This is a genomic window from Acidovorax sp. LjRoot74 (assembly GCF_964254355.1).
Lineage (GTDB): Bacteria > Pseudomonadota > Gammaproteobacteria > Burkholderiales > Burkholderiaceae_C > Acidovorax.
In genome coordinates this window covers 4,444,112-4,467,290 of record NZ_CAXUTI020000001.1, presented here as the reverse complement: position 1 = coordinate 4,467,290, position 23,179 = coordinate 4,444,112, and the positions used below count along the sequence as shown (strand labels likewise).

The 23,179-nt window shown below is 65.4% G+C and carries 22 protein-coding genes; 15 read left to right on the top strand and 7 right to left on the bottom strand.

All coding sequences use genetic code 11. The annotated features are described in order from the left end of the window. Positions 1-80: 80 nt before the first annotated feature. The 14 genes from ACSQ3O_RS21295 (at position 81) to ACSQ3O_RS21230 (ending at position 14,154) form a co-directional block, all read left to right on the top strand. Positions 81-290 (top strand): twin-arginine translocation signal domain-containing protein, encoded by a 210-nt coding sequence (locus ACSQ3O_RS21295; RefSeq protein WP_436140391.1) that lies wholly within the window; start codon positions 81-83, stop codon positions 288-290. Between the two features lie 12 nt (positions 291-302). After that, a complete protein-coding gene (locus tag ACSQ3O_RS21290) occupies positions 303-3,272 on the top strand; it encodes a formate dehydrogenase subunit alpha (protein ID WP_436140390.1) in 2,970 nt (989 codons plus the stop codon). A 23-nt stretch (positions 3,273-3,295) separates the two neighbouring features. After that, on the top strand, positions 3,296-3,913 hold the full coding sequence (gene fdh3B / locus ACSQ3O_RS21285; protein WP_063458791.1) for a formate dehydrogenase FDH3 subunit beta: 618 nt from the start codon (positions 3,296-3,298) through the stop codon (positions 3,911-3,913). Beyond that, the gene (locus ACSQ3O_RS21280; protein WP_291469106.1) at positions 3,910-4,149 is read left to right on the top strand and encodes a hypothetical protein; all 240 of its coding nucleotides are present in this window, start codon (positions 3,910-3,912) and stop codon (positions 4,147-4,149) included. The genes fdh3B and ACSQ3O_RS21280 overlap by 4 nt, the downstream gene beginning before the upstream one ends. Before the next feature lie 8 nt (positions 4,150-4,157). Beyond that, positions 4,158-5,375 carry a formate dehydrogenase subunit gamma gene (locus ACSQ3O_RS21275; RefSeq protein ID WP_436140389.1) on the top strand — a complete coding sequence of 406 codons (1,218 nt, stop codon included), beginning with the start codon at positions 4,158-4,160 and terminating at the stop codon, positions 5,373-5,375. Positions 5,376-5,386: 11 nt separating this feature from the next. Next, the gene (locus tag ACSQ3O_RS21270; protein WP_298449231.1) at positions 5,387-5,776 is read left to right on the top strand and encodes a hypothetical protein; all 390 of its coding nucleotides are present in this window, start codon (positions 5,387-5,389) and stop codon (positions 5,774-5,776) included. Positions 5,777-5,925: 149 nt separating this feature from the next. Continuing rightward, positions 5,926-6,876: a formate dehydrogenase accessory sulfurtransferase FdhD gene (locus tag ACSQ3O_RS21265; protein WP_436140388.1), complete on the top strand. Its 951-nt coding sequence runs from the start codon at positions 5,926-5,928 to the stop codon at positions 6,874-6,876. 263 nt (positions 6,877-7,139) lie between these two features. Then, positions 7,140-8,825: a C13 family peptidase gene (locus ACSQ3O_RS21260; protein WP_436140387.1), complete on the top strand. Its 1,686-nt coding sequence runs from the start codon at positions 7,140-7,142 to the stop codon at positions 8,823-8,825. Positions 8,826-8,888: 63 nt separating this feature from the next. Then, positions 8,889-11,408, top strand: coding sequence for an ABC transporter permease (locus tag ACSQ3O_RS21255; protein WP_436140386.1), 2,520 nt, complete (start codon positions 8,889-8,891; stop codon positions 11,406-11,408). Positions 11,409-11,483: 75 nt separating this feature from the next. After that, on the top strand, positions 11,484-11,927 hold the full coding sequence (locus tag ACSQ3O_RS21250) for a group II truncated hemoglobin (RefSeq protein ID WP_249368317.1): 444 nt from the start codon (positions 11,484-11,486) through the stop codon (positions 11,925-11,927). Positions 11,928-12,058: 131 nt separating this feature from the next. After that, positions 12,059-12,637, top strand: coding sequence for a hypothetical protein (locus tag ACSQ3O_RS21245; RefSeq protein ID WP_436140385.1), 579 nt, complete (start codon positions 12,059-12,061; stop codon positions 12,635-12,637). A 190-nt stretch (positions 12,638-12,827) separates the two neighbouring features. Next, positions 12,828-13,397, top strand: coding sequence for a DUF2199 domain-containing protein (locus ACSQ3O_RS21240; protein ID WP_436140384.1), 570 nt, complete (start codon positions 12,828-12,830; stop codon positions 13,395-13,397). A 65-nt stretch (positions 13,398-13,462) separates the two neighbouring features. Continuing rightward, positions 13,463-13,936: a RidA family protein gene (locus ACSQ3O_RS21235; protein ID WP_137749135.1), complete on the top strand. Its 474-nt coding sequence runs from the start codon at positions 13,463-13,465 to the stop codon at positions 13,934-13,936. Between the two features lie 2 nt (positions 13,937-13,938). After that, positions 13,939-14,154: a DUF7661 family protein gene (locus ACSQ3O_RS21230; RefSeq protein WP_436141161.1), complete on the top strand. Its 216-nt coding sequence runs from the start codon at positions 13,939-13,941 to the stop codon at positions 14,152-14,154. A gap of 308 nt (positions 14,155-14,462) precedes the next feature. On the opposite strand, the gene kynA is transcribed toward ACSQ3O_RS21230, so the two are convergent. From kynA to ACSQ3O_RS21205, 5 genes are all read right to left on the bottom strand, one after another. Then, positions 14,463-15,371, bottom strand: a complete 909-nt coding sequence (gene kynA / locus ACSQ3O_RS21225; RefSeq protein WP_137745342.1) for a tryptophan 2,3-dioxygenase — start codon at positions 15,369-15,371, stop codon at positions 14,463-14,465. A 2-nt stretch (positions 15,372-15,373) separates the two neighbouring features. After that, the gene (kynU, locus tag ACSQ3O_RS21220; protein ID WP_436140383.1) at positions 15,374-16,684 is read right to left on the bottom strand and encodes a kynureninase; all 1,311 of its coding nucleotides are present in this window, start codon (positions 16,682-16,684) and stop codon (positions 15,374-15,376) included. 89 nt (positions 16,685-16,773) lie between these two features. After that, positions 16,774-17,427, bottom strand: coding sequence for an arylformamidase (gene kynB, locus ACSQ3O_RS21215; RefSeq protein WP_436140382.1), 654 nt, complete (start codon positions 17,425-17,427; stop codon positions 16,774-16,776). 133 nt (positions 17,428-17,560) lie between these two features. After that, positions 17,561-18,985, bottom strand: coding sequence for a sensor histidine kinase (locus ACSQ3O_RS21210; RefSeq protein WP_436140381.1), 1,425 nt, complete (start codon positions 18,983-18,985; stop codon positions 17,561-17,563). Further along, positions 18,982-19,650: a response regulator gene (locus ACSQ3O_RS21205; RefSeq protein WP_436140380.1), complete on the bottom strand. Its 669-nt coding sequence runs from the start codon at positions 19,648-19,650 to the stop codon at positions 18,982-18,984. The genes ACSQ3O_RS21210 and ACSQ3O_RS21205 overlap by 4 nt, the downstream gene beginning before the upstream one ends. Before the next feature lie 131 nt (positions 19,651-19,781). On the opposite strand from ACSQ3O_RS21205, the gene ACSQ3O_RS21200 reads away from it, so the two are divergent. After that, a complete protein-coding gene (locus tag ACSQ3O_RS21200) occupies positions 19,782-21,764 on the top strand; it encodes an alpha/beta fold hydrolase (RefSeq protein ID WP_436140379.1) in 1,983 nt (660 codons plus the stop codon). 167 nt (positions 21,765-21,931) lie between these two features. Here ACSQ3O_RS21200 and ACSQ3O_RS21195 read toward each other — a convergent pair whose 3' ends face one another. Beyond that, a complete protein-coding gene (locus ACSQ3O_RS21195) occupies positions 21,932-22,393 on the bottom strand; it encodes a hypothetical protein (RefSeq protein WP_436140378.1) in 462 nt (153 codons plus the stop codon). A gap of 286 nt (positions 22,394-22,679) precedes the next feature. Continuing rightward, positions 22,680-23,120 (bottom strand): hypothetical protein, encoded by a 441-nt coding sequence (locus ACSQ3O_RS21190; RefSeq protein WP_436140377.1) that lies wholly within the window; start codon positions 23,118-23,120, stop codon positions 22,680-22,682. Positions 23,121-23,179: the final 59 nt, after the last annotated feature.

Below are 23,179 nucleotides of genomic sequence, written 5' to 3'. Positions count from 1 at the left end.
AGGCTTTTACACACTGACATAGACTGTATGAATAGCTTTTCATAGCTTCCCCATTGCTGCCAGCCATTCTGGAGACAACCATGCAGAACCGCCAGCCGAATTCCTCACGCCGCAGCTTCTTTGCCGGCGTCGCCACCACAGGGGCTGCAGCAGCGGCCGTGGTGGCCCTTCCCCATGTGGCTCCGTCCGAATCTGTGGTCTCTGATGCGCCCCGGCCCATGCCCGAAAAAGGTGGTGGCTACCACCTGTCTGCGCACGTGAAGCAGTACTACAAGACCACCCAACTCTGATCGGGGCCTGCCATGTTGCTGACCAAAAAGTCTTCCCACGCCGCGCAGAGCACCAACGCCTCTGCATCGCCTTTTGTTCACAGTCTGCGCCGGGGCCTGTCGCAGGCCCTGCCCACCATGGATCGGCGCTCCTTCCTGCGCCGCTCGGGCCTGGGGGTGGGGGTGGGCATTGCTGCCTCCCAGCTTGCGCTGGTCAAGAAGTCCAACGCCGCCGAAGGCGCCAAGGTCGCCATCGGCGACAGCAAGATCGAGGTGCGCCGCACCATCTGCACCCACTGCTCGGTGGGCTGCGCGGTCGATGCCGTGGTCGAGAACGGTGTGTGGGTGCGGCAAGAGCCCGTGTTCGACTCGCCCATCAACCTGGGCGCGCACTGCGCCAAGGGTGCTGCGCTGCGCGAGCATGGCCATGGCGAATACCGCCTGCGCTACCCGATGAAGCTGGTCAACGGCAAGTACGAGCGCATCAGCTGGGACACGGCCCTGAACGAAATCACCGCCAAGATGCAGGAGCTGCGCAAGGCCAGCGGCCCTGACAGCGTGTACTTTGTGGGTTCGTCCAAGCACAACAACGAACAGGCCTACCTGCTGCGCAAGTTCGTGAGCTTCTGGGGCTCCAACAACTGCGACCACCAAGCGCGCATTTGCCACTCCACTACGGTGGCGGGTGTGGCCAATACATGGGGCTATGGCGCCATGACCAATTCGTACAACGACATGCAAAACAGCAAGGTCGCTCTGTACATCGGCTCCAACGCGGCCGAAGCCCATCCGGTGTCCATGCTGCACATGCTGCACGCCAAGGAAACCGGCTGCAAGATGATCGTGGTGGACCCGCGCTTCACCCGCACGGCAGCCAAGGCCGACGAGTACGTGCGCATCCGCTCGGGCACTGATATCCCGTTCCTGTTCGGCTTGCTGTACCACATCTTCAAGAACGGCTGGGAAGACAAGAAGTACATCAACGACCGTGTTTACGGCATGGACAAGGTGCGTGAGGACGTGCTGGCCAAGTGGTCGCCCGACAAGGTGGAAGAGGCCTGCGGCGTCAAGGAAGACCAGATGTTCAAGGTCGCCAAGATGCTGCACGACAACAACCCCGGCACCATCGTCTGGTGCATGGGCCAGACGCAGCACACCATCGGCAACGCCATGGTGCGTGCATCGTGCATCCTGCAGCTGGCGCTGGGCAACGTGGGCAAGAGCGGCGGCGGCACTAACATCTTCCGGGGCCACGACAACGTGCAGGGCGCGACCGATGTAGGCCCTAACCCCGACTCGCTGCCGGGCTACTACGGCCTTGCCGAAGGTTCGTGGAAGCACTTCGCGGCCGTGTGGGGCGTGGACTTTGAATGGATCAAGAAGCAGTACGCATCGCCCGCGATGATGACCAAGAGCGGCATCACCGTGTCGCGCTGGATTGATGGCGTGCTGGAGAACAACGAGCTGATCGACCAGGACTCCAACCTGCGCGGCGTGTTCTTCTGGGGCCATGCGCCCAACTCGCAAACCCGTGGCCTGGAAATGAAGCGCGCCATGGACAAGCTGGACCTGCTGGTGGTGGTGGACCCCTATCCATCGGCCACCGCCGCCATGGCCGCCATGCCCGGCAAAGCCGAAGACCTGAACCCCAACCGTGCGGTGTACCTGCTGCCCGCCGCCACGCAGTTCGAGACCAGTGGTTCGTGCACGGCGTCCAACCGCTCCATCCAGTGGCGCGAGAAGGTGATCGAGCCGCTGTGGGAGAGCCGCTCGGACCACATGATCATGCACCAGTTCGCCGAAAAGCTGGGCTTTGCCGCCGAGCTGTCCAAGAACTACAAGATGCAGAAGGTCAAGGGCATGGACGAGCCCGTGCCCGAGGACATCCTGCGTGAAATCAACAAGTCGGTCTGGACCATTGGCTACACCGGCCAGAGCCCCGAGCGCCTGAAGGCCCACATGAAGAACATGCACTTGTTCGATGTGAAGACCCTCAAGGCCAAGGGTGGCAAGGACAAGGAAACCGGCTACGACTTTGCTGGCGACTACTTTGGTCTGCCCTGGCCCTGCTACGGCACGCCCGAGCTGAAGCATCCCGGTTCGCCCAACCTCTACGACACCTCCAAACACGTGATGGATGGCGGCGGCAACTTCCGCGCCAACTTTGGTGTGGAGAAAGACGGCGTCAACCTGCTGGCAGAGGATGGTTCGCACTCGCTGGGCTGCGAGATCACCACCGGCTACCCTGAGTTCGACCATGTACTGCTCAAAAAGCTGGGCTGGTGGGATGACCTCTCCGATGCCGAGAAGGCCAAGGCCGAAGGCAAGAACTGGAAGACCGACCCCACGGGCGCGATCATCCGCGTGGCGCTCAAGCATGGTTGCCACCCGTTTGGCAACGCCAAGGCGCGCGCCGTGGTGTGGAACTTCCCCGATGCGATTCCGCAGCACCGCGAGCCACTGTATGGAACCCGGCCAGACCTCATGGCCAAGTACCCCACACACGACGACAAGAAGGCCTTCTGGCGCCTGCCCACGCTGTACAAGAGCGTGCAGGAGAAGAACGTGGCCGACAAGGTGCACGAGAAGTTCCCGCTGATCATGAGTTCGGGTCGCCTGGTCGAGTACGAAGGCGGTGGCGAGGAAACCCGCTCCAACCCCTGGCTGGCCGAGCTGCAGCAGGAGTCGTTTGTCGAGATCAACCCCAAGACCGCTGCCGACCGGGGCATTCGCAACGGCGAACGTGTGTGGCTGAGTTCGCCCACGGGCGCGCGGCTTAATGTGCAGGCGCTGGTCACCGAACGCGTGGCGCCCGACACGGTGTGGATGCCGTTCCACTTCTCGGGCCGCTGGCAGGGGGCGGACATGCTGGCGTATTACCCCAAGGGCGCGGCCCCTGTGGTGCGCGGTGAGGCCGTCAACACCGCGACGACGTATGGCTACGACAGCGTGACCATGATGCAAGAAACCAAGACCACGATCTGCAACGTGGAACGCGCCTGATCGCGCCACGCAAGGAGACACACATGGCACGAATGAAATTCATCTGTGACGCAGAGCGCTGCATCGAGTGCAACGGCTGCGTGACCGCCTGCAAGAACGAACACGAAGTACCTTGGGGTGTGAACCGCCGCCGCGTGGTCACACTCAACGATGGTGTGCCGGGCGAAAAATCCATCTCGGTGGCCTGCATGCACTGCAGCGACGCGCCTTGCATGGCGGTCTGCCCCGTCAACTGCTTCTACCGCACCGAAGAAGGTGTGGTGCTGCACGACAAGGACGTTTGCATTGGCTGCGGCTACTGCAGCTATGCCTGTCCCTTTGGTGCACCACAGTTCCCGTCGCAGGGCACCTTTGGTGTGCGCGGCAAGATGGATAAGTGCACCTTCTGTGCTGGTGGTCCTGAGACCCATGGCAGCCAGGCCGAGTTTGAAAAGTACGGCCGCAACCGCCTGGCCGAAGGCAAGCTGCCCGCCTGCGCAGAAATGTGCTCCACCAAGGCCCTGCTGGCCGGTGATGGTGATGTGGTCGCCGACATCTTCCGCAACCGCGTGGTGCAGCGTGGCAAGGGTGCCGAGGTCTGGGGCTGGGGCACGGCCTACGGTTCGCAACAGGCAGGCCAGCCTGCAGGAGGCAAGTCATGACCCATCGCCTTCATCTCATCGCCATCGCCGCTCTGGCCCTGGGCACCTTGGCTGCCTGCGGCGAAAAGCCGCAGACCGGCGCAGGCATCCGCAGCGATGCCGTGCCCTATGCGGGCACCGGCAGCAACTTCACCGAGCCGGGCTGGAAGGCGGGTGACAAAGCCAGCTGGGAAGCCCAGCTGAAGGCCCGCCAGCAGTACGGCCAGAACGAGTACACCCGCACCCAAACCAAGTGAGGCCCACCATGAAACACATCGTGTGGTCCTTGGCTCTGGTGGCGGGGCTGGCCGGGTTGTCGGGTGGCGCTGCGTTTGCGCAGCAGGCGCCAGCGTCTCCGGCTGCGGCCCCTGCCGCCGTGCCTGCGCCCGGTGGCATCCAGAGCCAGAACATCTTCGAAGTCAAACCCGACGCCAGCGCAGACCCCAAGTACGCCGAGCAGACCAATGGCGAACGCGCCAAGGTGCAGCCCGGCAACAACGCGCCCATGTGGCGCCAGGTGGGGCAGGGTGTGACCGGCTACAGCAGCCTGCCCAAAACCCAGGCGCCCGAGGCGGGCAATCTGATCCAGCCGTTTGTGCAGTACCCCGGCTCGCGCTACACCAACGCGGGTGAGGCGTGGCGCCAGGTGCGCAACCACTGGATCATTCCCTACGGCGCAGCGCTGTTTGCCATCGTGTTGCTGGCCCTAGGCATCTTCTACTTTGTGAAGGGCCCGCTGGGGCATGAGCACCCCGACGGCACCGGCCCCCGCCGCATCGAGCGCTTCACCCCGTTCGAGCGGGCCGCCCACTGGGCCAATGCCTTTGCCTTCATCGCACTGGCCGTCTCCGGCATCGTGATGGCGTTCGGCAAGTTCTTCCTGCTGCCCATCCTGGGGACCGCGCTGTTTGGCTGGCTGACCTACGCGCTCAAGAACGTGCACAACTTCGTGGGCCCGCTGTTTGCCGTGTCGCTGCTGGTGATCATCCTCACCTTCATCAAAGACAACATCGCCAACCGCGCCGACGTTGTCTGGCTGGCCAAGGGCGGTGGCATGCTGGGCAAGGGTGACCACGAAGTGCCCTCGCACCGCTTCAATGCGGGCGAGAAGGGCCTGTTCTGGTGGGGCATCACCATCCCCGGCATCCTGGTGGTGGCCACCGGCTTGGTGCTCGACAAGCTCATTCCTGGCTTTGGCGACGTGCGCGGCGACATGCAGATCGCCCACATGATCCACGCCACCCTGGCCATCTGGATGATGGCGCTGATCTGCGGCCACATCTACATGGGCACGGTGGGCATGAAAGGCGCCTACAAGGCCATGCGCACCGGCTACGTGAGCGAAGGCTGGGCCAAGGAACACCACGAGCTTTGGTACGACGATGTGCAGGCGGGCAAGATCCCCCGCCAGCGCAGCGCCAGCCAGCCAGCGGCCGATGCCGCCGCCACAGCATCTGCGGGCCAGCAGCCCGCGCAGGTATGAGGACCCGCACCATGACGACACCAAGCATCCGCACCTCTTTGCTGGCGCTGTGCGCGGCAGGCGTGTGCACCCTGGCATCCGCCAAGCTGCCCGCTCCGTCGCCCGAGGCTGCCGCCAAGGCCGCAGAAGCTGCGGCCAAAACGGCCTGGGCAGGCAAGGTGGACAATTACAAGCTCTGCCTCTCGCAAGACAAGGTGGCGGCGCACTACCGCAAGACCACGCCATCGGCCAAGCCTGCCGCCGCAGGCGCTGCCTGCGCCGATCCGGGCCCCTTTGCCTACACGCCCCCCGCCGCCAAACCTGCCGAAGCCGCTGGCGCCCATTCGCCACCCGGCACGGCCAGCAGCCCTCCCAGTACCCAGACGCCCGCAGCAGCGGCTACGCCTGCGTCCAAGTCCTGAGCGCACCAGCTCCCGACCAGCCCGCTGGGCTACAAACCGCGTCCCCTTGGGGGGGCGCGGTTTTTTCTTTTGGCGGCACCTTGCCCGTGTCACTTAATGGCTCGGCACCACAGATGACCACGAGGTGCTGTAGTGCGTATATTCAGCCCATGACCCGCCCTTCGCCGCCTTCGCATTCACCCGCAGTGCCACCCGTGCTGCCGCGCCTCACGCAGGCCCAGGCACCGCTCACCCACCATGTGGAGGTCGTCAACGAACGGGGCGAAAGCGAGCAGGTGCAGATCCCCGCCGAGCGGCCGCTCACTATCTATGTGGACAAACGCGAGCTGGTCACCCTGATGACGTTGGGCGCACAGCCCGAACTGCTGGTGCTGGGCTATCTGCGCAACCAGCGGCTGGTCGAATCGGTGTTCGACATCGAATCGATCACTGTGGACTGGGAGGTTCATGCTGCCGCTGTGCGCACGCGCCACGGCATCGCCCGCATCGAGGAACGCACCGCCAGCAAGGTGGTCACCACCGGCTGTGGCCAGGGCAGCGTGTTTGGCGGCCTCATGGACGAAGTGGACCGCATTGCACTGCCCGATGCACAACTGACGCAGGCCCAGCTCTACGGCATCGTCAACGCCATCCGCCTCAAGGAGAGCACCTACAAATCCGCAGGCTCGGTGCATGGCTGCGCTTTGTTCCAAGGAGAAGCGCTGCTGACCTTTGTGGAAGACGTGGGCCGCCACAACGCCATCGACACCATTGCGGGCTGGATGTGGATGAACCCGGAAACCGCCGCAGCGGATGGAGTGGTGCAGGGCAACACTTCCACCACGCCCATGTCCGGTGCCGACAAGGTTTTCTACACCACGGGCCGCCTCACCAGCGAGATGGTCATCAAGTCCGCCCAGATGGGCGTGCCCATCGTGGTTTCGCGCAGCGGCGTGACCCAGATGGGCCATGCGGTGGCGCAGCAGCTGGGCCTGTGCGCCATCGGGCGGGCGACGAACCGCCGGTTTGTGTGCTACAGCGGCACGCACCGGCTGGTGTTGCAGCCGGAGCTGGCTCAGGTCGCGTTGGTACCTGGTGCCCAGGCAGTGCGAGAAACTTGACAGGGGCCAGCTTCGCACCTGATGAACGTGCGTGCCAATGCCTTTCAAGAAATTCTGGCGCGTTGCGCTGAACAACGTTGCCATGAACCGTTGATTGATGGCCGTGGTGGTGGTGCGGCCGCGTGACTCAGGTTGTGTTTCCACAGGTGCTGGGTGCCTGGCTCGGAAGGGCGGTTCTGGGTTCTGGTTTCCGCTCGAAAGACACGCCTCTTTTCATATCGTGCAGCTCATCGTCTGTCACCTCCCAATGGCATGATTCACTCATGAAAGACCTGAACGCCAGCAGCAGCACCTGGGCCGACACCTTGCCTAGCCAATGGGGCCCCGAACTTGCCGAAACCCAGTCCGAGGTGGAGGTACCACTGAATCGACTGCAGCAAAGCCCCGCGCCGCAGCCACCGGACCCGGTGGCCGCAGTTGGTGCCGCTGCCGAGCGGCTTACGCTGTGGGGCTGGATGCGAGAGGGCCTGCGTGCCGGGCTGTTCCTGCCGCCCCGCACGGCCGCCGCTGCGCCCACGCCCTGGCAGTTGCTGGTGCTGTCGCTGGTCAGCGCTGGCCTGCTGGTGGCCGTATCGCGGCTGGATGTGGTGGGGCCTGCACAGTTCAACCTGCGCGGCTGGCTTGCGCCGATGTGGAGTGGCCTGGTGCTGTTGTGGCTGGCCTGGTGTGCCATGGCCCCGGCCCAGCGTGCTGCTGCGAGCCCATCAGCGTTGGCGTCTGCAGGTGTGCCTGCGCCCACGGGGGGCTTGGCCGCCTGGTATGTGTTGACAGCCTGGGCCCCGCTGGCGCCCTTGTTGGCGCTGTATGTGTTGATGGCCACGGCCGTGCACCGGCCCGGCCTGTGGGATGGCACGGTGGCGGCCATTGTCTTCTGGGTGGCCTACGGGGTGCTCACGCTGTGGATGCTGGCCACGCTGGTGGTGGTGAGTGCACGCTTCATCCAGTCGCGTTGGCGCACGGCGGCGTTTTCGGTGGCCATGGCGGCGGTGATCGGGGTGGGCATGTGGCAGTTCCAGGACCAGCCCTGGGAGCCGGATGTCCAGGCCCTGGCCGATGCATCGGCAGAGACGGCTGCAGCCGCCGATGAAGCGCAGGCGCCCGAGCCCGTGCCGCTGGCGCTGACCCAGGCGATGTTTGAAGAGCAGCAAACACTGTGGCAACAACAGGTGGATGCACTGGCGCCCGAGCGCCCCGGGGTGGTCGATGTCTATGGGCTGGTGTTCGCCCCCTATGCCGACGAAAACGTGTTCCGCCGCGAGAGCACCATGGTCAGCAGCTTGCTGGAAGAGCGATTCGACGCCCAGGGCCGGGTGCTGCACCTGCTCAACCACGCCGAGACGGCAGACACCCATGCCTGGGCCACGCCCGAGAACCTGCAGCGGGCCATTGCCGCCCTGGCGGCCCGCATGGACCGCGAGCACGACCTGCTGGTGGTCTACCTCACCTCACACGGCGCACGCGACCACGCGTTAGCGGCCTCGCACTGGCCGCTGCAGGTGGCCCCCGCCACGCCCGAGATGCTGCGCGCCGCGCTGGACGCCGCAGGCATCCGCAACCGGGTGATTGCGGTGTCGGCCTGCTACTCGGGCGGCTGGATCGAGCCCCTGGCCACCGACAGCACGCTCATCATGACGGCGGCCGATGCCACGCACACCTCGTATGGCTGCGGCAGGCTGTCGGAGCTGACCTTCTTTGGCCGCGCCGTGTTCCACGAGCAGCTGCGCCAGACCCATTCATTCACCGAGGCGTTTGCCAAGGCCGTGCCGCTGATCCAACAGCGCGAGGTCGAGGCGGGCAAGGCCGATGGCTTTTCGAACCCGCAGATCCGCGTGGGCAAGCAGATCACCCCGGTGCTGCAGGCGCTGGAGCAGCGGCTGCAGACGGCCACGGTCGAGCCCGAGGCCAGCGGCAGCCATGTGGCGTCTGGCCCCGCAGCCCGTGCCCAGTAGCAAGCCCAACCCAAACACCCCACAGCCCGCCAGCCCGTTCGCTTTGCGCTAAGGTCCCATGCCATGAACCTGTCATTTCTGCGCCTTGGCTGGCGCACCCTGGCCCGGGACCTGCGCGCGGGCGAACTGCGCTTGCTCATCGTGGCCGTCACGCTGGCGGTGGCCGCGCTCACCTCCGTGGGGTTTTTTGCCGATCGCCTGCAAGGCGGGCTGCAGCGCGACGCCTTGCAACTGCTGGGCGGCGATGCCGTGGTGGCCAGTGACAACCCCACTCCCGCCGCCTTTGTGGAGCGCGCCAAGGCGCTCGGATTGCAGTCGGTGACCACGCTGGGTTTCCCCACCATGGGCCGCGCGAGCGATGCGCAGGGCGGCGCCAGCAAGCTCGTCGCGCTCAAGAGCGTGCAGCCCGGCTACCCGCTGCGCGGCCGCCTCACGGTGGCCGATGCCCCTGGCGCGCTGGAGCAGCCCACGCGCGACATCCCTGCGCCCGGCGAGGTGTGGGTCGATGCCCCGCTGCTCGAATCGCTCAACCTGGCCATGGGCGACAAGCTGCTGCTGGGCGACGCACAACTGCGCATCGCGCGCATCATCGTCATCGAGCCCGACCGGGGCGCGGGCTTCATGAGTTTTGCGCCGCGTGTGATGCTGAACGAGGCCGACCTGTCCGCCACCGGCCTGGTGCAGCCCGCAAGCCGCCTGACCTACCGTTTTGCCGTAGTGGGCCCGGCGCCTGCCGTCAAAGCCTTCAACGAATGGGCGGTGGAAGAGGCCAAAAAGCCCGAGGTGCATGGCGTGCGCGTCGAGTCGCTCGAAAGCGGCCGCCCCGAAATGCGCCAGACGCTGGACCGCGCCCAGAAGTTTCTGAGCCTGGTGGCCCTGCTGGCTGCGCTGCTCTCGGCCGTGGCCGTGGCTTTGGCCGCACGCGGCTTTGCGGCCGAGCACCTGGATGCCTCGGCCATGCTGCGCGTGCTGGGCCAGAGCCAGCGCATGATTGCGGGCGCTTACATCACCGAATTTGCGTTGGTCGGCCTGTTTGCCAGTGCTTTAGGCGTGCTGCTGGGCTATGGGGTGCACCACGCGTTTGTCTTGCTGCTGGCGGGGCTGGTCGAATCGGCCTTGCCCGCATCCAGCCTGTGGCCCGTGGCGTTTGGCCTGGGCATGGGGCTCACGCTGCTGTTTGCGTTTGGCCTGCCGCCCGTGTTGCAACTGGCCCAGGTGCCGCCGCTGCGGGTGATCCGGCGTGACGTGGGGGGGCTCAAGCCCGCCTCGCTGGCCGTGCTGGGGCTTGGGGTGGCCGGGTTTGCGGCGCTGCTGCTGGCCGTGAGCAGCGACATCAAGCTGGGCCTGATCGCCGTGGGCGGTTTTGCCGGGGCTGTGGCCCTGTTTGCGGGGCTGTCGTGGGTGGCGGTCAAGCTGCTGCGGCGCAGCGTGAATGAAAGCACTGCCCCCCGATGGCTGGTGCTGGCCACGCGGCAGATCTCGGCCCGCCCGGCCTATGCCGTGGTGCAGGTCAGCAGCCTGGCCGTGGGCCTGCTGGCGCTGGTGCTGCTGGTGCTGCTGCGCACCGACCTCATCAGCAGCTGGCGCAAGGCCACTCCGCCCGATGCGCCCAACCGCTTCGTCATCAACGTGATGCCCGACCAGGCGGATGCCTTCCAGCAGACGCTCAAGGACAACGGCGTGGGCAAGTACGACTGGTACCCCATGATCCGGGGCCGCCTGCTGGCCGTGAACGGCAAGTCCGTGGGCCCCGCCGACTACACCGACGACCGCGCCAAGCGCCTGGTGGACCGCGAATTCAACCTCTCGAACGCCGTGGAGGCGCCGCCCCACAACCAGGTGGTGGCGGGCCAGTGGACGCCGGGCGAAGAGGGTGCCATCAGCGTCGAAGAAGGCATCGCCGAAACCCTGGGCCTGAAGATGGGCGACCGCCTGCTGTTTGACATGGGCGGCGTGCAGAACGAGGCACGCATCACCAGCCTGCGCAAGGTGGACTGGGGCTCCATGCGGGCCAACTTCTTCGTGATGTACCCGGTGGCCACCGTCAAGGACGTGCCTGTAACCTACCTCGCGGCCTACCGTGCGCCCGAAACCAATGGTTTTGACAACGGCCTGGTGCGCCAATTCCCCAACATCACCAACGTGGACATGGGCGCCACCATTGCCCAGGTGCAGCGCGTGCTGGAGCAGGTGATCCGCGCTGTGGAATTCCTGTTCGCCTTCACGCTCGCTGCTGGCCTGGTGGTGCTGTTTGCCGCCGTCACCGCCACGCGCGAGGAGCGTGCCCGCGAGTACGCCATCATGCGCGCCGTGGGTGCCCGCGCCAGCCTGCTGCGCCAGGTGCAGCGGGCTGAACTGGTGGGCGTGGGCCTGCTGGCGGGCTTCTTGGCCAGCGCCGTGGCGGTGGGCGTGGGCTGGGCACTGGCGCGCTTTGTGTTTGACTTCACCTGGACGGCCGCCCCCTGGGTGCCGCTGGCCGGTGCCGTGGCCGGGGCCGTGCTGGCACTGGCAGCGGGCTGGTGGGGCCTGCGCGAGGTGCTGCTGCGCCCCGTGGTCGATACGCTGCGCCGCGCGGCTGAGTAGGTGGTGATTGGGTTGTTTGCTATTAAAAATATAGCTATAAAAGTATGATGGACGCGCGCAAAGGCCTGTTTTTTTATGAATTCTGAAGCATCGACCACCCCAGAGGCCACTTCCAATCCCACCCCTTCCATCCCGCCCACCACGCCCTTCGAATGGATCGGTGGCGAAGACCGCGTGCATGCACTGGTCGAGCGGTTTTACGACCTCATGGACCTGGAGCCCGCCTACGCCGAGCTGCGCGCCGCCCACGGCAGTGACCTGGCCAGTGCTCGGCAAAAACTGTTCTGGTTCCTCTGCGGCTGGCTGGGCGGCCCCGACCACTACCAGAGCCGCTTCGGCCACCCGCGACTGCGCATGCGCCACATGCCGTTTTCCATTGGCATCAAGGAGCGCGACCAGTGGGTGGCCTGCATGGACCAGGCCATGGGCGAGACGGGTGTGCCCACCGATTTGCGTACGCGCCTGAAGGAAAGCTTCATGGGCACGGCGGACTGGATGCGCAACCGGGCTGGCGCCTGAGCCTCGAAGACCGTCAACGGATTCGGAGGGCCTAGGCTCCACGGGCCCTGGCCCTCTGGCGCCTTGGCGCACAGGGTGCTACCGTCTGCGCCTTGTCCACTTTGCGCTGATGGTGCTCCGGGGGGCGGACCATGAAAACACCTTTGATCCTCTGCGCGGGCCTGCTGGCCTGCACTCTCGCCCAGGCCCAGCCTGCAGCTGCGGGCGACGACACCTGGAGCAACGTGCCTTCGGCCACGGACGACCGCTTCACCAACCCCAAGAGCAAGCTCTACGCGGGCCCCAATGGCTGGCACAACTTTGGCGAGGTGCGCAGCGAGGTGGCAGGCAAGTCCGGCAAACGCTACGGCTTCAAAACCGGGCTGAATTACCTGGAGACGCCGCAGGCCTTCACCTTTGCCACCAACTCGCAGTTGCAACTGGCGACTGTGGATTTTGGAACCGCCAAGCCCGCGCCCGGCGTGTACGAGGTCGGCGCCAAGGCCAACGCTGCACAGAAGAAGGCGGCGGTCTCGTTCATGGACAGCTCGGGCGGTACGCTGCTGGGCTGGGAAAGTGCCGACAAGGCTGGCTCCGTCACCGTCTCGCAGGCCAACGGCTACCTGTACATCAAGGCGCGCGGCCTGCGGCTGGCCCCCGTGGGCCTGGGCAACAAGGGCGATCTCAAGCAGCCGATGGTGCTGGGCCTGGAGGGTGCGGTGGCACCTTGATCGTGTCACCTGCTGCGCTATTGATAGCAAAAAAATCAATTGGTTTGAGCGGTAACTGGCTATCTAGCCCTTGCCGCTTGAGATCGATGTGCAGTGCAAGCACCGCCATGGCCGGATGTCGATCCCCTCGCATGGCATGCCTGGTGCGCCTGTTAAATTGCGGTTCACAAAAATCGCAAACCCTTCTGCCATGCCCGTGACCACTGCCCGCAAGACCACCGCACGCACAACGGCTCCACCCGCCAAACCCCGCAAGGCCACCAAGCGCCCCGGCTTTCGGTGCAACAGCTGCGGCGAGTGGCATGACGAGCTGGCCACCGACATCGGCTGCGGCCTGCCGGATGCCGTGTTCGAACTCAGCTACCTGGACCGCTACCGCCACGCCCGCTACAACCAGGACTTCTGCACGCTCGACGGCAAGCGCTGGTTCATCCGCTGCGTGCTGCCCGTGCCCTTCACCTACCGCGACGACTACTTCGGCTGGGGCGTCTGGGTCGAGGTGACGCAGGCGCAGCACGACGACTACCTCGTCTTCTTCGAGGAAAGCGGCGGTACGCCGCCGGTCATCCAGGGCACCGTCGCCAACCAGCTCAAGGGCTACCGCGCCACGCAGGGCCTGGCCGTGCGCCTGGACATGGCCCCGGACCGCCGGCCCCTGGCCTATCTGCTGCCCACATCGCGCCACGCGCTGGCGCTGGAACAGCGCAAAGGCATGGACGCCGAGCGCCACCATGCGCTGATCCTGCCTTTCGGGGCATGACGCCGGGGCGGGGTCAAAGTGGCACCGCCCTTTTTCTTTTCATTTTTCGAGACCCCACATTCACCATGTCACGCGACCAACGTTTCAAGGAACAGGCCCAGGCCCTGGGCTACAGCTTCGATGGAGAAATCAAGATCGGCGGCAACTACGTGCCGCTGGTGCGCGATGGTCACCACATCTACCTGAGCGGGCAGATCCCGCGCGTGGGCGACACTGTGGTTGTCACCGGCGCGGCCGGTGCCGGGGCTTCGCTGGCCGATGCACAAAAGGCCGCCAGGGTGTGCGCGATGCGCGCGCTGGCACTGCTGCAGCGGTCGCTGGGCTCGCTCGATGCCGTGCAGTCCATTCTGCGCATCACGGTGTATGTGCAGTCGGCGCCCGGCTTCACGCAGCAAAGCGAGGTGGCCGATGGCGCGTCCGACTTGCTGTTCACCGTGCTGGGCCCCGCCGGAGCGCACACGCGCACCTCGGTGGGTGTGCTGCAGCTGCCCAAGAACGCGACGGTGGAAGTGGATCTGATCGCATCGGTGGCACCGTGACCATGCACCCCCGCTTCAACGTGTTCGGCCGCATCGTCGAAGTGCGCCGCGAAGGCGCGTTGTGGCAAGCCTACCGTGTGGGTGCAGATGGCAAGCGCACGCGCGCAGGTTTTGTGATCCCCGATTTTGTGCAAGAGCAGGAGCTGGCGCAGTTCCTCGAAGACCTGTTCCACGAAAGCGCTTCACCCCACAACGGCGATGTGCACCGCCTCGATTGAAGCTCCGGCGCAGCGTCACACCGCTGTCAAGCTTCCACCAGACCTTGCAACTTCTGTGGGAGTCTAAATCGGGGGCGCTTCAAAGTCCCTTTCTGCCATGGCACACATGTGCAGCTGGTTGCCCTTGAGCGGTCATGCATCGCCTGCTCGCTGCCCTGCAACTGCTGGGAGATTGTTTTTTTGGCGTCCTGTGGCATCAATGGGGATTCGCATCGGAGCGGTTCACTTTGTCATGCGCAGGCAGCAGTTAAAAGGCCTGTTCACCGGGGTGGTGAACAGGCCTGTTTTTTTGCGGCGCGCCGTTGTGCTTACAGATCGGTGCGCAGTTTCCAGATTTCAGGGAACAGCACCACGTCCAGCATCTTGCGCAGGTAGCTCACCCCGCCCGTGCCGCCCGTGCCGCGCTTGAAGCCGATCACGCGCTCCACCGTGGTCACGTGGCGGAAGCGCCAGAGGCGGAAAGCGTCCTCGATGTCGGTGAGCTTTTCGCCGAGCTGGTACAGGTCCCAGTACTTCTGCGGGTCGCGGTACACCGCCAACCAGGCCTCTTTGACCGCTTCGCTTTCCGTGTACGGCTGCGTCCAGTCGCGCTCCAGGTGGCTTGCCGGAATGTGCAGGCCTTCCTTGGCCAGCAATTGCAGCGACACGTCGTACAGCGAGGGCGTCTCGTACGCCGACCGCACCTGGGCCAGCAGGTCGGGGCGGTGCTCATGCGGCTTGAGCATCGCGGCGTTCTTGTTGCCCAGCGAGAACTCGATGGCGCGGTACTGGTAGCTCTGAAAGCCGCTGGAGCTGGCCAGGTACGGGCGCATGGCCGTGTACTCGGGCGGTGTCATGGTGGCCAGCACGCTCCATGCGCTCACCAACTGCTCCATGATGCGGCTCACGCGGGCCAGCATCTTGAAGGCCTCGGCGCGGGTGCCCGTGTCGGGGTTGGCAATGCGGTCGATGGTCGCGCGCAGCTCGTGCAGCATGAGCTTCATCCACAGCTCGCTGGTCTGGTGCTGCACGATGAACAGCATCTCGTCGTGTGCGGGCGACAGCGGCTTTTGTGCGGTGAGGATGGCGTCGAGCTGCAGGTAGTCGCCGTAGCTCATGGACTTGCTGAAGTCGAGCTGGGCGCGCTCTTCGTGCACGATGGATTCGGGCAGTGCAGACGCTGCCTTGTCGCCCGGGTTGGCGTCGGCCGGTGTGTTGGAGTGGGAGAAGGGGCACATGATCAGGTCACTGCATGGGTCTGGTTGAACTCAGGCTTGCGCCACTCGCCACTCTCCAGCACCTGGCGCAGGTGCTCCACGGCATTCCACACGTCTTCAAAGCCCAGGTACAGCGGTGTGAAGCCAAAGCGCAGGATGTCCTTGTGGCGGCCCGTGCCGCCGTCGCCCTTGCGGAAGTCGCCGATCACACCGCGCGCAATCAGTGCCTGCACGATGGCGTAGGCACCGCTGCCCTGGCCGTTCACGCCCGCGCCTTCGTCGCGCGTCAGGCACACCTGCGAGCCGCGCTGGGCATGGTCACGCGGCGTGGCCAGGCCCAGGCCGTGGCCTGCGCAGCGTTCTTCCACCAGCTGGATGAACAGGTCGGTGAGCGCCAGCGACTTGGCGCGCAGCGCGCCCATGCCGCCCAGGCTTTGTGCGGCGGTGAACACATCCAGCCCGCATTGCAGGGCCGACAGGCTGATGATGGGCTGCGTGCCACACAGGTAGCGCGTGATGCCCGGCGCGGGCTCGTAGTCGGGCGTGAAAGCAAAGGGTGCAGCGTGGCCCCACCAACCCGAGAGCGGCTGCCAGAAGCGGTTGGCGTGGCGCGGGTTGGCCCACACAAAGGCTGGTGCACCGGGGCCGCCGTTCAAATATTTGTAGCCGCAGCCAATCGAGAAATCCGCGCCTGCGCCGTTCAAGTCCACCGGCACCGCGCCTGCGCTGTGAGCCAGGTCCCACACGCACAGAATGCCCAGGGCGTGCGCCGCAGCGGTGATGGCGGCCATGTCGTGCATGGCACCGGTGCGGTAGTTCACGTGCGTGAGCATCAGCACGGCCACGTCGCTGGTCAGCGCAGCGTTTATCTCTTCAGGCTCCACCAGCACCAGCTCCAGCCCGCGTTCCTTGCACAGGCCTTCGGCAATGTAGAGGTCGGTGGGGAAGTTGCTGCGCTCGCTCACGATGCGCTTGCGGGTGGGGCTGTCTTCGCGGGCGATGTTGAGCGCCGCGCTCATCACCTTGTAGAGGTTAATGGAGGTGCTGTCGGTGCACACCACTTCATCCTGGCCCGCGCCGATCAGCGGGGCGAGCTGGTTGCCCAGGCGCTGGGGCAGGTCGAACCAGCTGGCGGTGTTCCACGATTTGATGAGGTCCGTGCCCCATTCGAGCGTGACCACATCGGCCACACGCGCAGCAGCGGCCTTGGGTGCCACGCCCAGCGAATTGCCGTCGAGGTAGATCACGCCCGGGGGCAGGGCGAAGTGTGCGCGCAGCGGCGCGATGGGGTCTTGCGCGTCGAGCGCGCGGCAATCTTGCAAGGTGGTGGTCATGGTGTTCAGAGTGGTTTGCTTCTGTTTTGATAGCTGCTAGCGCATGATGGACGCGCGGTGGAGGCCGAAAAATCTTGGATTTTTTCGGGCTACAGCGCCCGCAGCACGGCGCGCACGGGCGACGCGTCGGCCGTGGTCAGCTTGAGCGGCAGGGCGATGAGTTCGTAGTCGCCCTCTGGCACTGCGTCGAGCACCAGGTTTTCGAGCACGCGCAGGCCCCGGCCGCGGATGACCTGGTGGCTGTCCAGCGTCTTGCTGTCGGCTGGATCGATGCTGGCGGTGTCGATGCCCACCAGCAGCACGCCCAGGTCGGCCAGGCGCTCGATGGTGTCGGGCGCGTAGGCGGCCAGCTGGCCGTCCCAGCGGTCCACGGGCATGTGTTCGTAGGTGCGCACCAGCACGCGCTGCGGCAGGGTGCCGTTCACCGCGTGGGCAATGTGCTCCCAGGTGATGAGCGGGCCGCAGCCGATGGCGTGGATCACGCGGCAGGGGCCCAGAAACGCGTCGAGCGACACGTCACCAATGGTGGCGCCCTGCGCGTCGTAGTGCAGCGGTGCATCAGCGTGGGCGCCCACATGGGGCGACATCGTGATCGCACTCACATTGACCGGGCAGCCGGGGCCGATGGTGGCGCACCACTGCTGGCTGTAGGCCGTGTCGCCGGGGAACACGGGGCTGCCCGCATGCACGGGCGGCGAGATGTCCCAAAGCTGGCGGGCGGTGGGGGAAGAGGGCGTTGGCATGGGACAAAGTTTGCATGTCCCGAAAAACCCGTGGTGTCGGTTATTTCCAACACCTAGGCGATTTTTTGTTGAGGCCTAAACTATTTTGATGCGGCAGTAGCTGGGCTGCTGGAGGGCTGCTGCCCCGGTGCCTTCAGGCGCGGTGTGGTAGCGGAATGTCCACGAAAAAGCCCACGCCCCGGCCGCCCAGCCCCGCGCCCATCTGCACCTGCCCGCCCATGCGGAGCACCGCCTGCCGCACGATGGCCAGGCCCAGGCCCGAGCCGTTGGCAGCGTGGCCCACGCCCCGGTAAAAGCGCTCGAACACCCGCTGGTGTTCGCTGGCCGGGATGCCCGGCCCGTCGTCCTGCACCGACAGCTGCAGCGTCGCGCCCTCGCGCCGCAGCGCCACCGCCACGTTGCCGCCGTGGGGCGTATAGCGCAGCGCGTTGTCGATGAGGTTGTGGGCGATGGATTCGAACGCAGGTTGGTCGAGCCGGGCGGGCAAGGTGTCGGGCGCGTCCAGCGACAGCTCGATCTGCCGCGCGATGGCCTGCGGCGCAGCCTGCGCCAGCGCGCCGCGCAGCCATTGCGCCACGTCCAGGTCGCGCGGTGCGGGGCGTTGCGCATCGTCCAGCGCTGCCAGGTCCAGCAGCTGCTGCGCCAGGTGCGAGGTGCGGGCGATGGCCTGCTCCAGGTGGGCCTGGGCCTGCGTGCGTTCTTCTTGGCTGGGCGAGCGGGCCATCACATGGGCCTGGGCGGTGATCACGGCCAGCGGCGTGCGGATCTCGTGCGCAGCGTCCTGCACAAAGGCACGCTCGCGTTCCACCTTGTGCCGCAACTGGGCGAAGAGGTGGTCCAGCGACTGCTCCAGCGGCTTGAGTTCGCGGTGGCGGGCGTTGAAGCCCACCGATTGCAGGTCGTCCTGCCCGCGCTGCGCAATGCGGCTGGCCAGTTGCTGCAGCGGCCGCAGGCCATGGCGTACCGACAGCCACACCGCCAGCAGCACAAAGGGCGACGCCAGCAGCAGGTAGGGCAGCAAGGCGCGGCCGTTGTACTGCAGGAAGTTGGAGTCGGTGCGCTTGGTCTCGAACACCCGCAGCACCCAGCGCGCATGGCCGCCGGTGTAGATGCGGAACGACCGGCCCTGCAGGGCGGCTTCCTGGATATATGGCTCGGCGCGGGGCGCGGCGGGCGGCAAGGCCACGTTCTGCAGCCCCGGCGATGCAAACACGCGCTGGCCCGATGCCGCGTCCAGCAGCTCGTGCATCTGCACCCCGGGCAGAAGGCCCACCTGGCGGCGGCGGATGTTGGTCCAGTGGTCGGTGGCCGCCACGGCCGTGGCGGCGTGTGCAGGATCGGTAACCTGGGCCAGCGAGTCCAGCACCGCATCGCCGTATTTCATCAGGCCCGGGTCCCGGGTGATGGTGTGTTTGTAGTTGACGAAGTTGTAGCCCAGCAGCACTGCCCACACCACCACAAACGCCACCAGCACCGAGGCCACGCTGCGGCGCATCAGCGTGGGCTCGGCCAGCCAGACCCATGTGCTGCGCAACGTGTGTTTCACCATCGTGGTCATGCCTGCAGCAGGTAGCCCACGCCGCGCACGGTGCGGATCAGTTCCGGCCCGATCTTGCGGCGCAGGTTGGACACATGGACCTCCAGCGCACCAAAGTCCAGGGGCTCGCCCAGCGGGTCCAGCCGCTGCGCCAGCACACCCTTGGGCACCACGGCGCCGGGCTCGCGCGCCAGCTCCAGCAGCAGCTGGAATTCACGCGGGGACAGGTCCAGCGCCTCGCCGCCGCGCAGCACCCGGTGGCGGCGGGGCTCGATCACCAGCAGCTCGCCCAACACCCAGCGCTCGCTGGCCTGCCGGGCGCTGCGGCGCAGCACGGCGCGGATGCGCGACATCAGCTCGGCTGTGGCAAAGGGTTTGATCACGAAGTCGTCCGCCCCGCCATCCAGCCCGGCCAGCCGGTCTTCCACGGCAGAGCGCGCGGTGATCACGATGATGGGCACCTGCCCGCCCTGGCCCGCCTGGTTGCGCCAGCGCGCCAGCAGGTCAAACCCGCTGCCGTCGGGCAGCGTCAGGTCCAGCAGCACGCAGTCCACCGTGGTGGCATCCACAGTGGCGGGCGCATCCACCGCGCGGCGCAGCCACTCGCTGGTTAGTCCCTCCACCTTCAGCGCGGACTGCAGCGCGCGGCCCAGGTCCAGGTCGTCTTCGATGAGCAGGATGTGCATGGGGTGGGATTGTGGCGGGTGCGGTGGCTGTTGCGTGGTGCTGCCGCAGGTGCCTTTGGCTGGGCTTAAGGCAAGGCTTTGCACAATGGCTATATCCGGCGGCTCAACACAGGAACACAGGGAGAGGGCGTATGGCGTATCTGACGACAAACCACACGAATACCGTGCGGCTATGGTGGGGCGGTGCAGCGCTGGCCGCACTGCTGGCCCTGGCGGGCTGTGCCTCCGGGCCCACGCACCCATCGCTGGTCGGCGGGCAGTTGCCCGAGTTGATCCCGGTGCGCGACTTTGTGACCAGTCGGCAGGCCACCGGGGGCTACCAAGTGTCCCCCGACGGGCAGCGCATTGCCTGGTTTGGCGTCGATGGCGTGGTGCCTGCGATCTGGGTGCGCTCCATGGACGGCAGCGATGCCAAGGCGTTCCGCATCCGTGCGCGCACCATCCGGTTCAGTGCCGACAGCCGCTGGCTGGCCATCACCGACGACCCGACTGGTGACGAGAACACGCGCATCCAGGTGGGCCTGGTGGGCGGGCCCGACACCACATTGCGCGAGCTGGTGCCGGCGCACAAATCGGTGGCGCGCCTGATGGACGTGGTGGAGGGCTCCTCGGACTTCATCATCACCTCGAATCAGCGCGACAAGAAGGTGTTTGACCTGTACCGCGTGAACCCGGCGGGTGGCGCGCCCGTGCTGCTGGCCACCAACCCTGGCAACGTGAACTGGTGGGGCGTGGATGCCACGGGCCAGCTGCGCGCCCGGGCGCAACTCCAGGGCGAGCGGGTGCTGCTGGAGCGGCCGGGCACCGAGCCGGGCAGCTGGGTGACGGTGGCAGAACGCAGCCGCTGGGACACGCTGATCATCTTTGGCCTGCATGGCGGCGGAAGCAAGGCCTGGGCGTTGTCCAACCGGGGGCGTGACAAGGCGGCACTGGTGCGGCTGGACCTGGCCACGGGGGCCGAAGAGCTGTTTTACGCATCCCCCGATGTGGACCTGGACAACGTGACCCTGAGCCGCCGCACCCGCGAGCCGCTGGTGGCCTATTCCATGCCGGGCTATCCGGCGCGCCAAGTGTTCGATGCTGCGCTGGCCGCCCGGCTGGCGGCCCTGGCGGGGGACCAGCCTGCGGATGTGCGGGTGATCAGCACCGACCAGTCCGACCGCGTGCTCACCGTGGCCGTGGCTACCGAGCGGGGCGCGCGCACCTATCTGCTGCGCGATGGGCACGAGCCGCAGTTCCTGGGAGAAAGTCGCTTGAGCATGATCGCCCATGCGCTGGTGCCCTCCGAGCCCATCACCTACACCGCGCGGGACGGCCTGCCCATCCATGGCTACCTCACGCTGCCTGCAGGCGTGCAGCAGCCCCGGTCGCTCCCCCTGGTGCTGCTGGTGCACGGCGGGCCCTGGGCGCGCGACCGCTGGGGCGAGGGCACCATGCGACAGTTTCTGGCCAACCGGGGCTATGCGGTGCTGCAGGTCAACTACCGGGGCTCCAGCGGCTATGGCCGCAACCACATGGAAAAGGCCCGGGGCGAGTTCGCAGGCCGCATGCACGACGACCTGGTGGACGGCGTGCGCTGGGCAGTGCGGCGCGGCGTGGCCGACCCTGAGCGCGTAGCGATCTATGGCGCGAGCTACGGCGGTTACTCGGCCCTGGTGGGCGCCACCTTCACACCCGAGGTGTTTGCCTGTGCGGTGGACATTGTGGGCGTGACCGACATCGCGCGCCTGCTGGAGGCCGCCCCGCCGTATTGGGAGCTGGGCCTGCCCTGGTGGCACCGCTACGTGGGCAACCCCTCCGTGCCCGAGGACCGCGCGCGCATGGATGCGAAGTCGCCCCTGTACCGGGCTGAACATGCACAAAAGCCCATCCTCATCATGCACGGCGTGAACGACCCGCGCGTGAAGCTGGAGCAGTCCGAATGGATGGTGGCAGCCCTGCGCAAGGCGGGCAAAGAAGTCGATTACGTCACCTTCAAAGGTGACGGCCATGGCAACCAGCGCTGGCCCAACAACCTCACCATGTACCGCAAGACCGAAGACTTCCTCGCCCGGTGCCTGGGCGGGCGCACCAGCGGGTTTGATTACTACCAGCTGGGGGCGTGGGCGTTCTGAATTGGAATCGGGATGGCTCGGGATGCGCTGTTGAAATGGAGTTGCAACTCATGTCGCAGCGCTGGGCTTCGCTGGGGGGCAATCTGAATTCCGAGGCTAGACTTTTGTGCTCGGCCAGGAACAATCAGTGGGCATGCTCAAAGCTGACGCTCAACGTTGGCCACCCGCTAACTTGCATTGTTTCGGCCTATTCGTGCAGCCCGAAATACAACTACAGTGATCCAGGAAATGAACGAAGCGAGGGCGCTGTGATAGATGACGGACGCCCAATATGCAATCGGATTTCCAGTCCGATTCACATAGAGATTGCTGTTTTTCTGAAGCTCCTTGATTTCGCCGTCCCAAAGGCCAAGGATCACGACAACAAACATTCCAACTGCTAAAGCAAGCATTGGAAGAAGTGCTACTCGAGCGAGCCAGAGCCCGCATCGGTTGGACCAAGCGTAATGTTTGCGAAGCGCATCCGCATTTTTGTCGAGTCCCTCCTTTGCCTCGGCGAAACTCCGATCCAACTCTTGAGACATTGCCTCAAGTTTGCGACTTGCGGCTCGTTCATTCAATTGTGCTCGTGAGAGGTTCGCAAGATGCTTTTTCTGCGCCGGTGATATTTGAGGAGGAGGTCGAGACATCTCTGCAATTCAACGTTGATAGGACCGCTAAAACCTGTGAGGCAAACTAGACCTTGCGGGATATTCTGGAGGGTGATTCTTCCCGAGTGGCTGATTGCATAGGTTTGAAAATAGATTGGGTTTCACATCCAGGAACCAAGCAAGAACTATCAGGGGAAAATATAGCTTGCAAGCGGCCAGAGGCCGGGTACTCCAAGAGGTTTCAGACGGCGATCAAGCCGCGTTTTAAATCATTCGCTGCTTTGAGGACCAATGCCCACCGGCGGCTCAAGACCTCAAGCCGAAATCAGGGCTTTCGATAGCGCTTTCGACGTTCACGGTGGATGCGGAGGTCGTCAGATATTGATTTCTCCTCCCCGGCGCCAAAGATGGCAACCCAGCCGACAAACATGGAAAGCCCGGCGATGAGAAGAATCGTCGTGAGGTCCTGTGACATCTTGAATGCCACGATGGCAAGCACCAGCAGTAACAGTGCACAGCCGCCAAGAACTAGGCGCCTCACCCAGAGGTACGTCCCGTAGAGCAGGCGCTCAGCGCCAGAGGCAGGCTCGGTGGAGCCTCGCTTGCCCTCAAAAAATGCCTGCCAAAAAATCCAGAAGATGATGGGGGCCAACAGTACTGCGAAGAGCACGCGCTCCGTATCTGTTGCCAGCCAGACAGCGAGCGCAATCAAGGCAATGCCTATCACTACGAGAACTCTGCGCTCCACGATCTCCCAACGCTCCATGCCTTCTCCTAGACGAGTGTGTCAGTTTCTGCCCCTGGCCGAATTCTGCACTCACACCC

Bases quoted from the DNA above. Each gene is read 5' to 3' on its own strand.
- ACSQ3O_RS21205 (WP_436140380.1), bottom strand. From the start codon at position 19,650: ATGCACATCCTGCTCATCGAAGACGACCTGGACCTGGGCCGCGCGCTG.
- kynU (WP_436140383.1), bottom strand. From the start codon at position 16,684: ATGACCACCACCTTGCAAGATTGCCGCGCGCTCGACGCGCAAGACCCC.
- ACSQ3O_RS21230 (WP_436141161.1), top strand. From the start codon at position 13,939: ATGCACCCCCGCTTCAACGTGTTCGGCCGCATCGTCGAAGTGCGCCGC.
- ACSQ3O_RS21260 (WP_436140387.1), top strand. From the start codon at position 7,140: ATGAAAGACCTGAACGCCAGCAGCAGCACCTGGGCCGACACCTTGCCT.
- ACSQ3O_RS21200 (WP_436140379.1), top strand. From the start codon at position 19,782: ATGGCGTATCTGACGACAAACCACACGAATACCGTGCGGCTATGGTGG.
- kynB (WP_436140382.1), bottom strand. From the start codon at position 17,427: ATGCCAACGCCCTCTTCCCCCACCGCCCGCCAGCTTTGGGACATCTCG.
- fdh3B (WP_063458791.1), top strand. From the start codon at position 3,296: ATGGCACGAATGAAATTCATCTGTGACGCAGAGCGCTGCATCGAGTGC.
- ACSQ3O_RS21265 (WP_436140388.1), top strand. From the start codon at position 5,926: ATGACCCGCCCTTCGCCGCCTTCGCATTCACCCGCAGTGCCACCCGTG.
- ACSQ3O_RS21190 (WP_436140377.1), bottom strand. From the start codon at position 23,120: ATGGAGCGTTGGGAGATCGTGGAGCGCAGAGTTCTCGTAGTGATAGGC.
- ACSQ3O_RS21195 (WP_436140378.1), bottom strand. From the start codon at position 22,393: ATGTCTCGACCTCCTCCTCAAATATCACCGGCGCAGAAAAAGCATCTT.
- ACSQ3O_RS21270 (WP_298449231.1), top strand. From the start codon at position 5,387: ATGACGACACCAAGCATCCGCACCTCTTTGCTGGCGCTGTGCGCGGCA.
- ACSQ3O_RS21245 (WP_436140385.1), top strand. From the start codon at position 12,059: ATGAAAACACCTTTGATCCTCTGCGCGGGCCTGCTGGCCTGCACTCTC.
- ACSQ3O_RS21210 (WP_436140381.1), bottom strand. From the start codon at position 18,985: ATGACCACGATGGTGAAACACACGTTGCGCAGCACATGGGTCTGGCTG.
- ACSQ3O_RS21295 (WP_436140391.1), top strand. From the start codon at position 81: ATGCAGAACCGCCAGCCGAATTCCTCACGCCGCAGCTTCTTTGCCGGC.
- ACSQ3O_RS21290 (WP_436140390.1), top strand. From the start codon at position 303: ATGTTGCTGACCAAAAAGTCTTCCCACGCCGCGCAGAGCACCAACGCC.
- ACSQ3O_RS21235 (WP_137749135.1), top strand. From the start codon at position 13,463: ATGTCACGCGACCAACGTTTCAAGGAACAGGCCCAGGCCCTGGGCTAC.
- ACSQ3O_RS21280 (WP_291469106.1), top strand. From the start codon at position 3,910: ATGACCCATCGCCTTCATCTCATCGCCATCGCCGCTCTGGCCCTGGGC.
- ACSQ3O_RS21250 (WP_249368317.1), top strand. From the start codon at position 11,484: ATGAATTCTGAAGCATCGACCACCCCAGAGGCCACTTCCAATCCCACC.
- ACSQ3O_RS21240 (WP_436140384.1), top strand. From the start codon at position 12,828: ATGCCCGTGACCACTGCCCGCAAGACCACCGCACGCACAACGGCTCCA.
- ACSQ3O_RS21255 (WP_436140386.1), top strand. From the start codon at position 8,889: ATGAACCTGTCATTTCTGCGCCTTGGCTGGCGCACCCTGGCCCGGGAC.
- kynA (WP_137745342.1), bottom strand. From the start codon at position 15,371: ATGTGCCCCTTCTCCCACTCCAACACACCGGCCGACGCCAACCCGGGC.
- ACSQ3O_RS21275 (WP_436140389.1), top strand. From the start codon at position 4,158: ATGAAACACATCGTGTGGTCCTTGGCTCTGGTGGCGGGGCTGGCCGGG.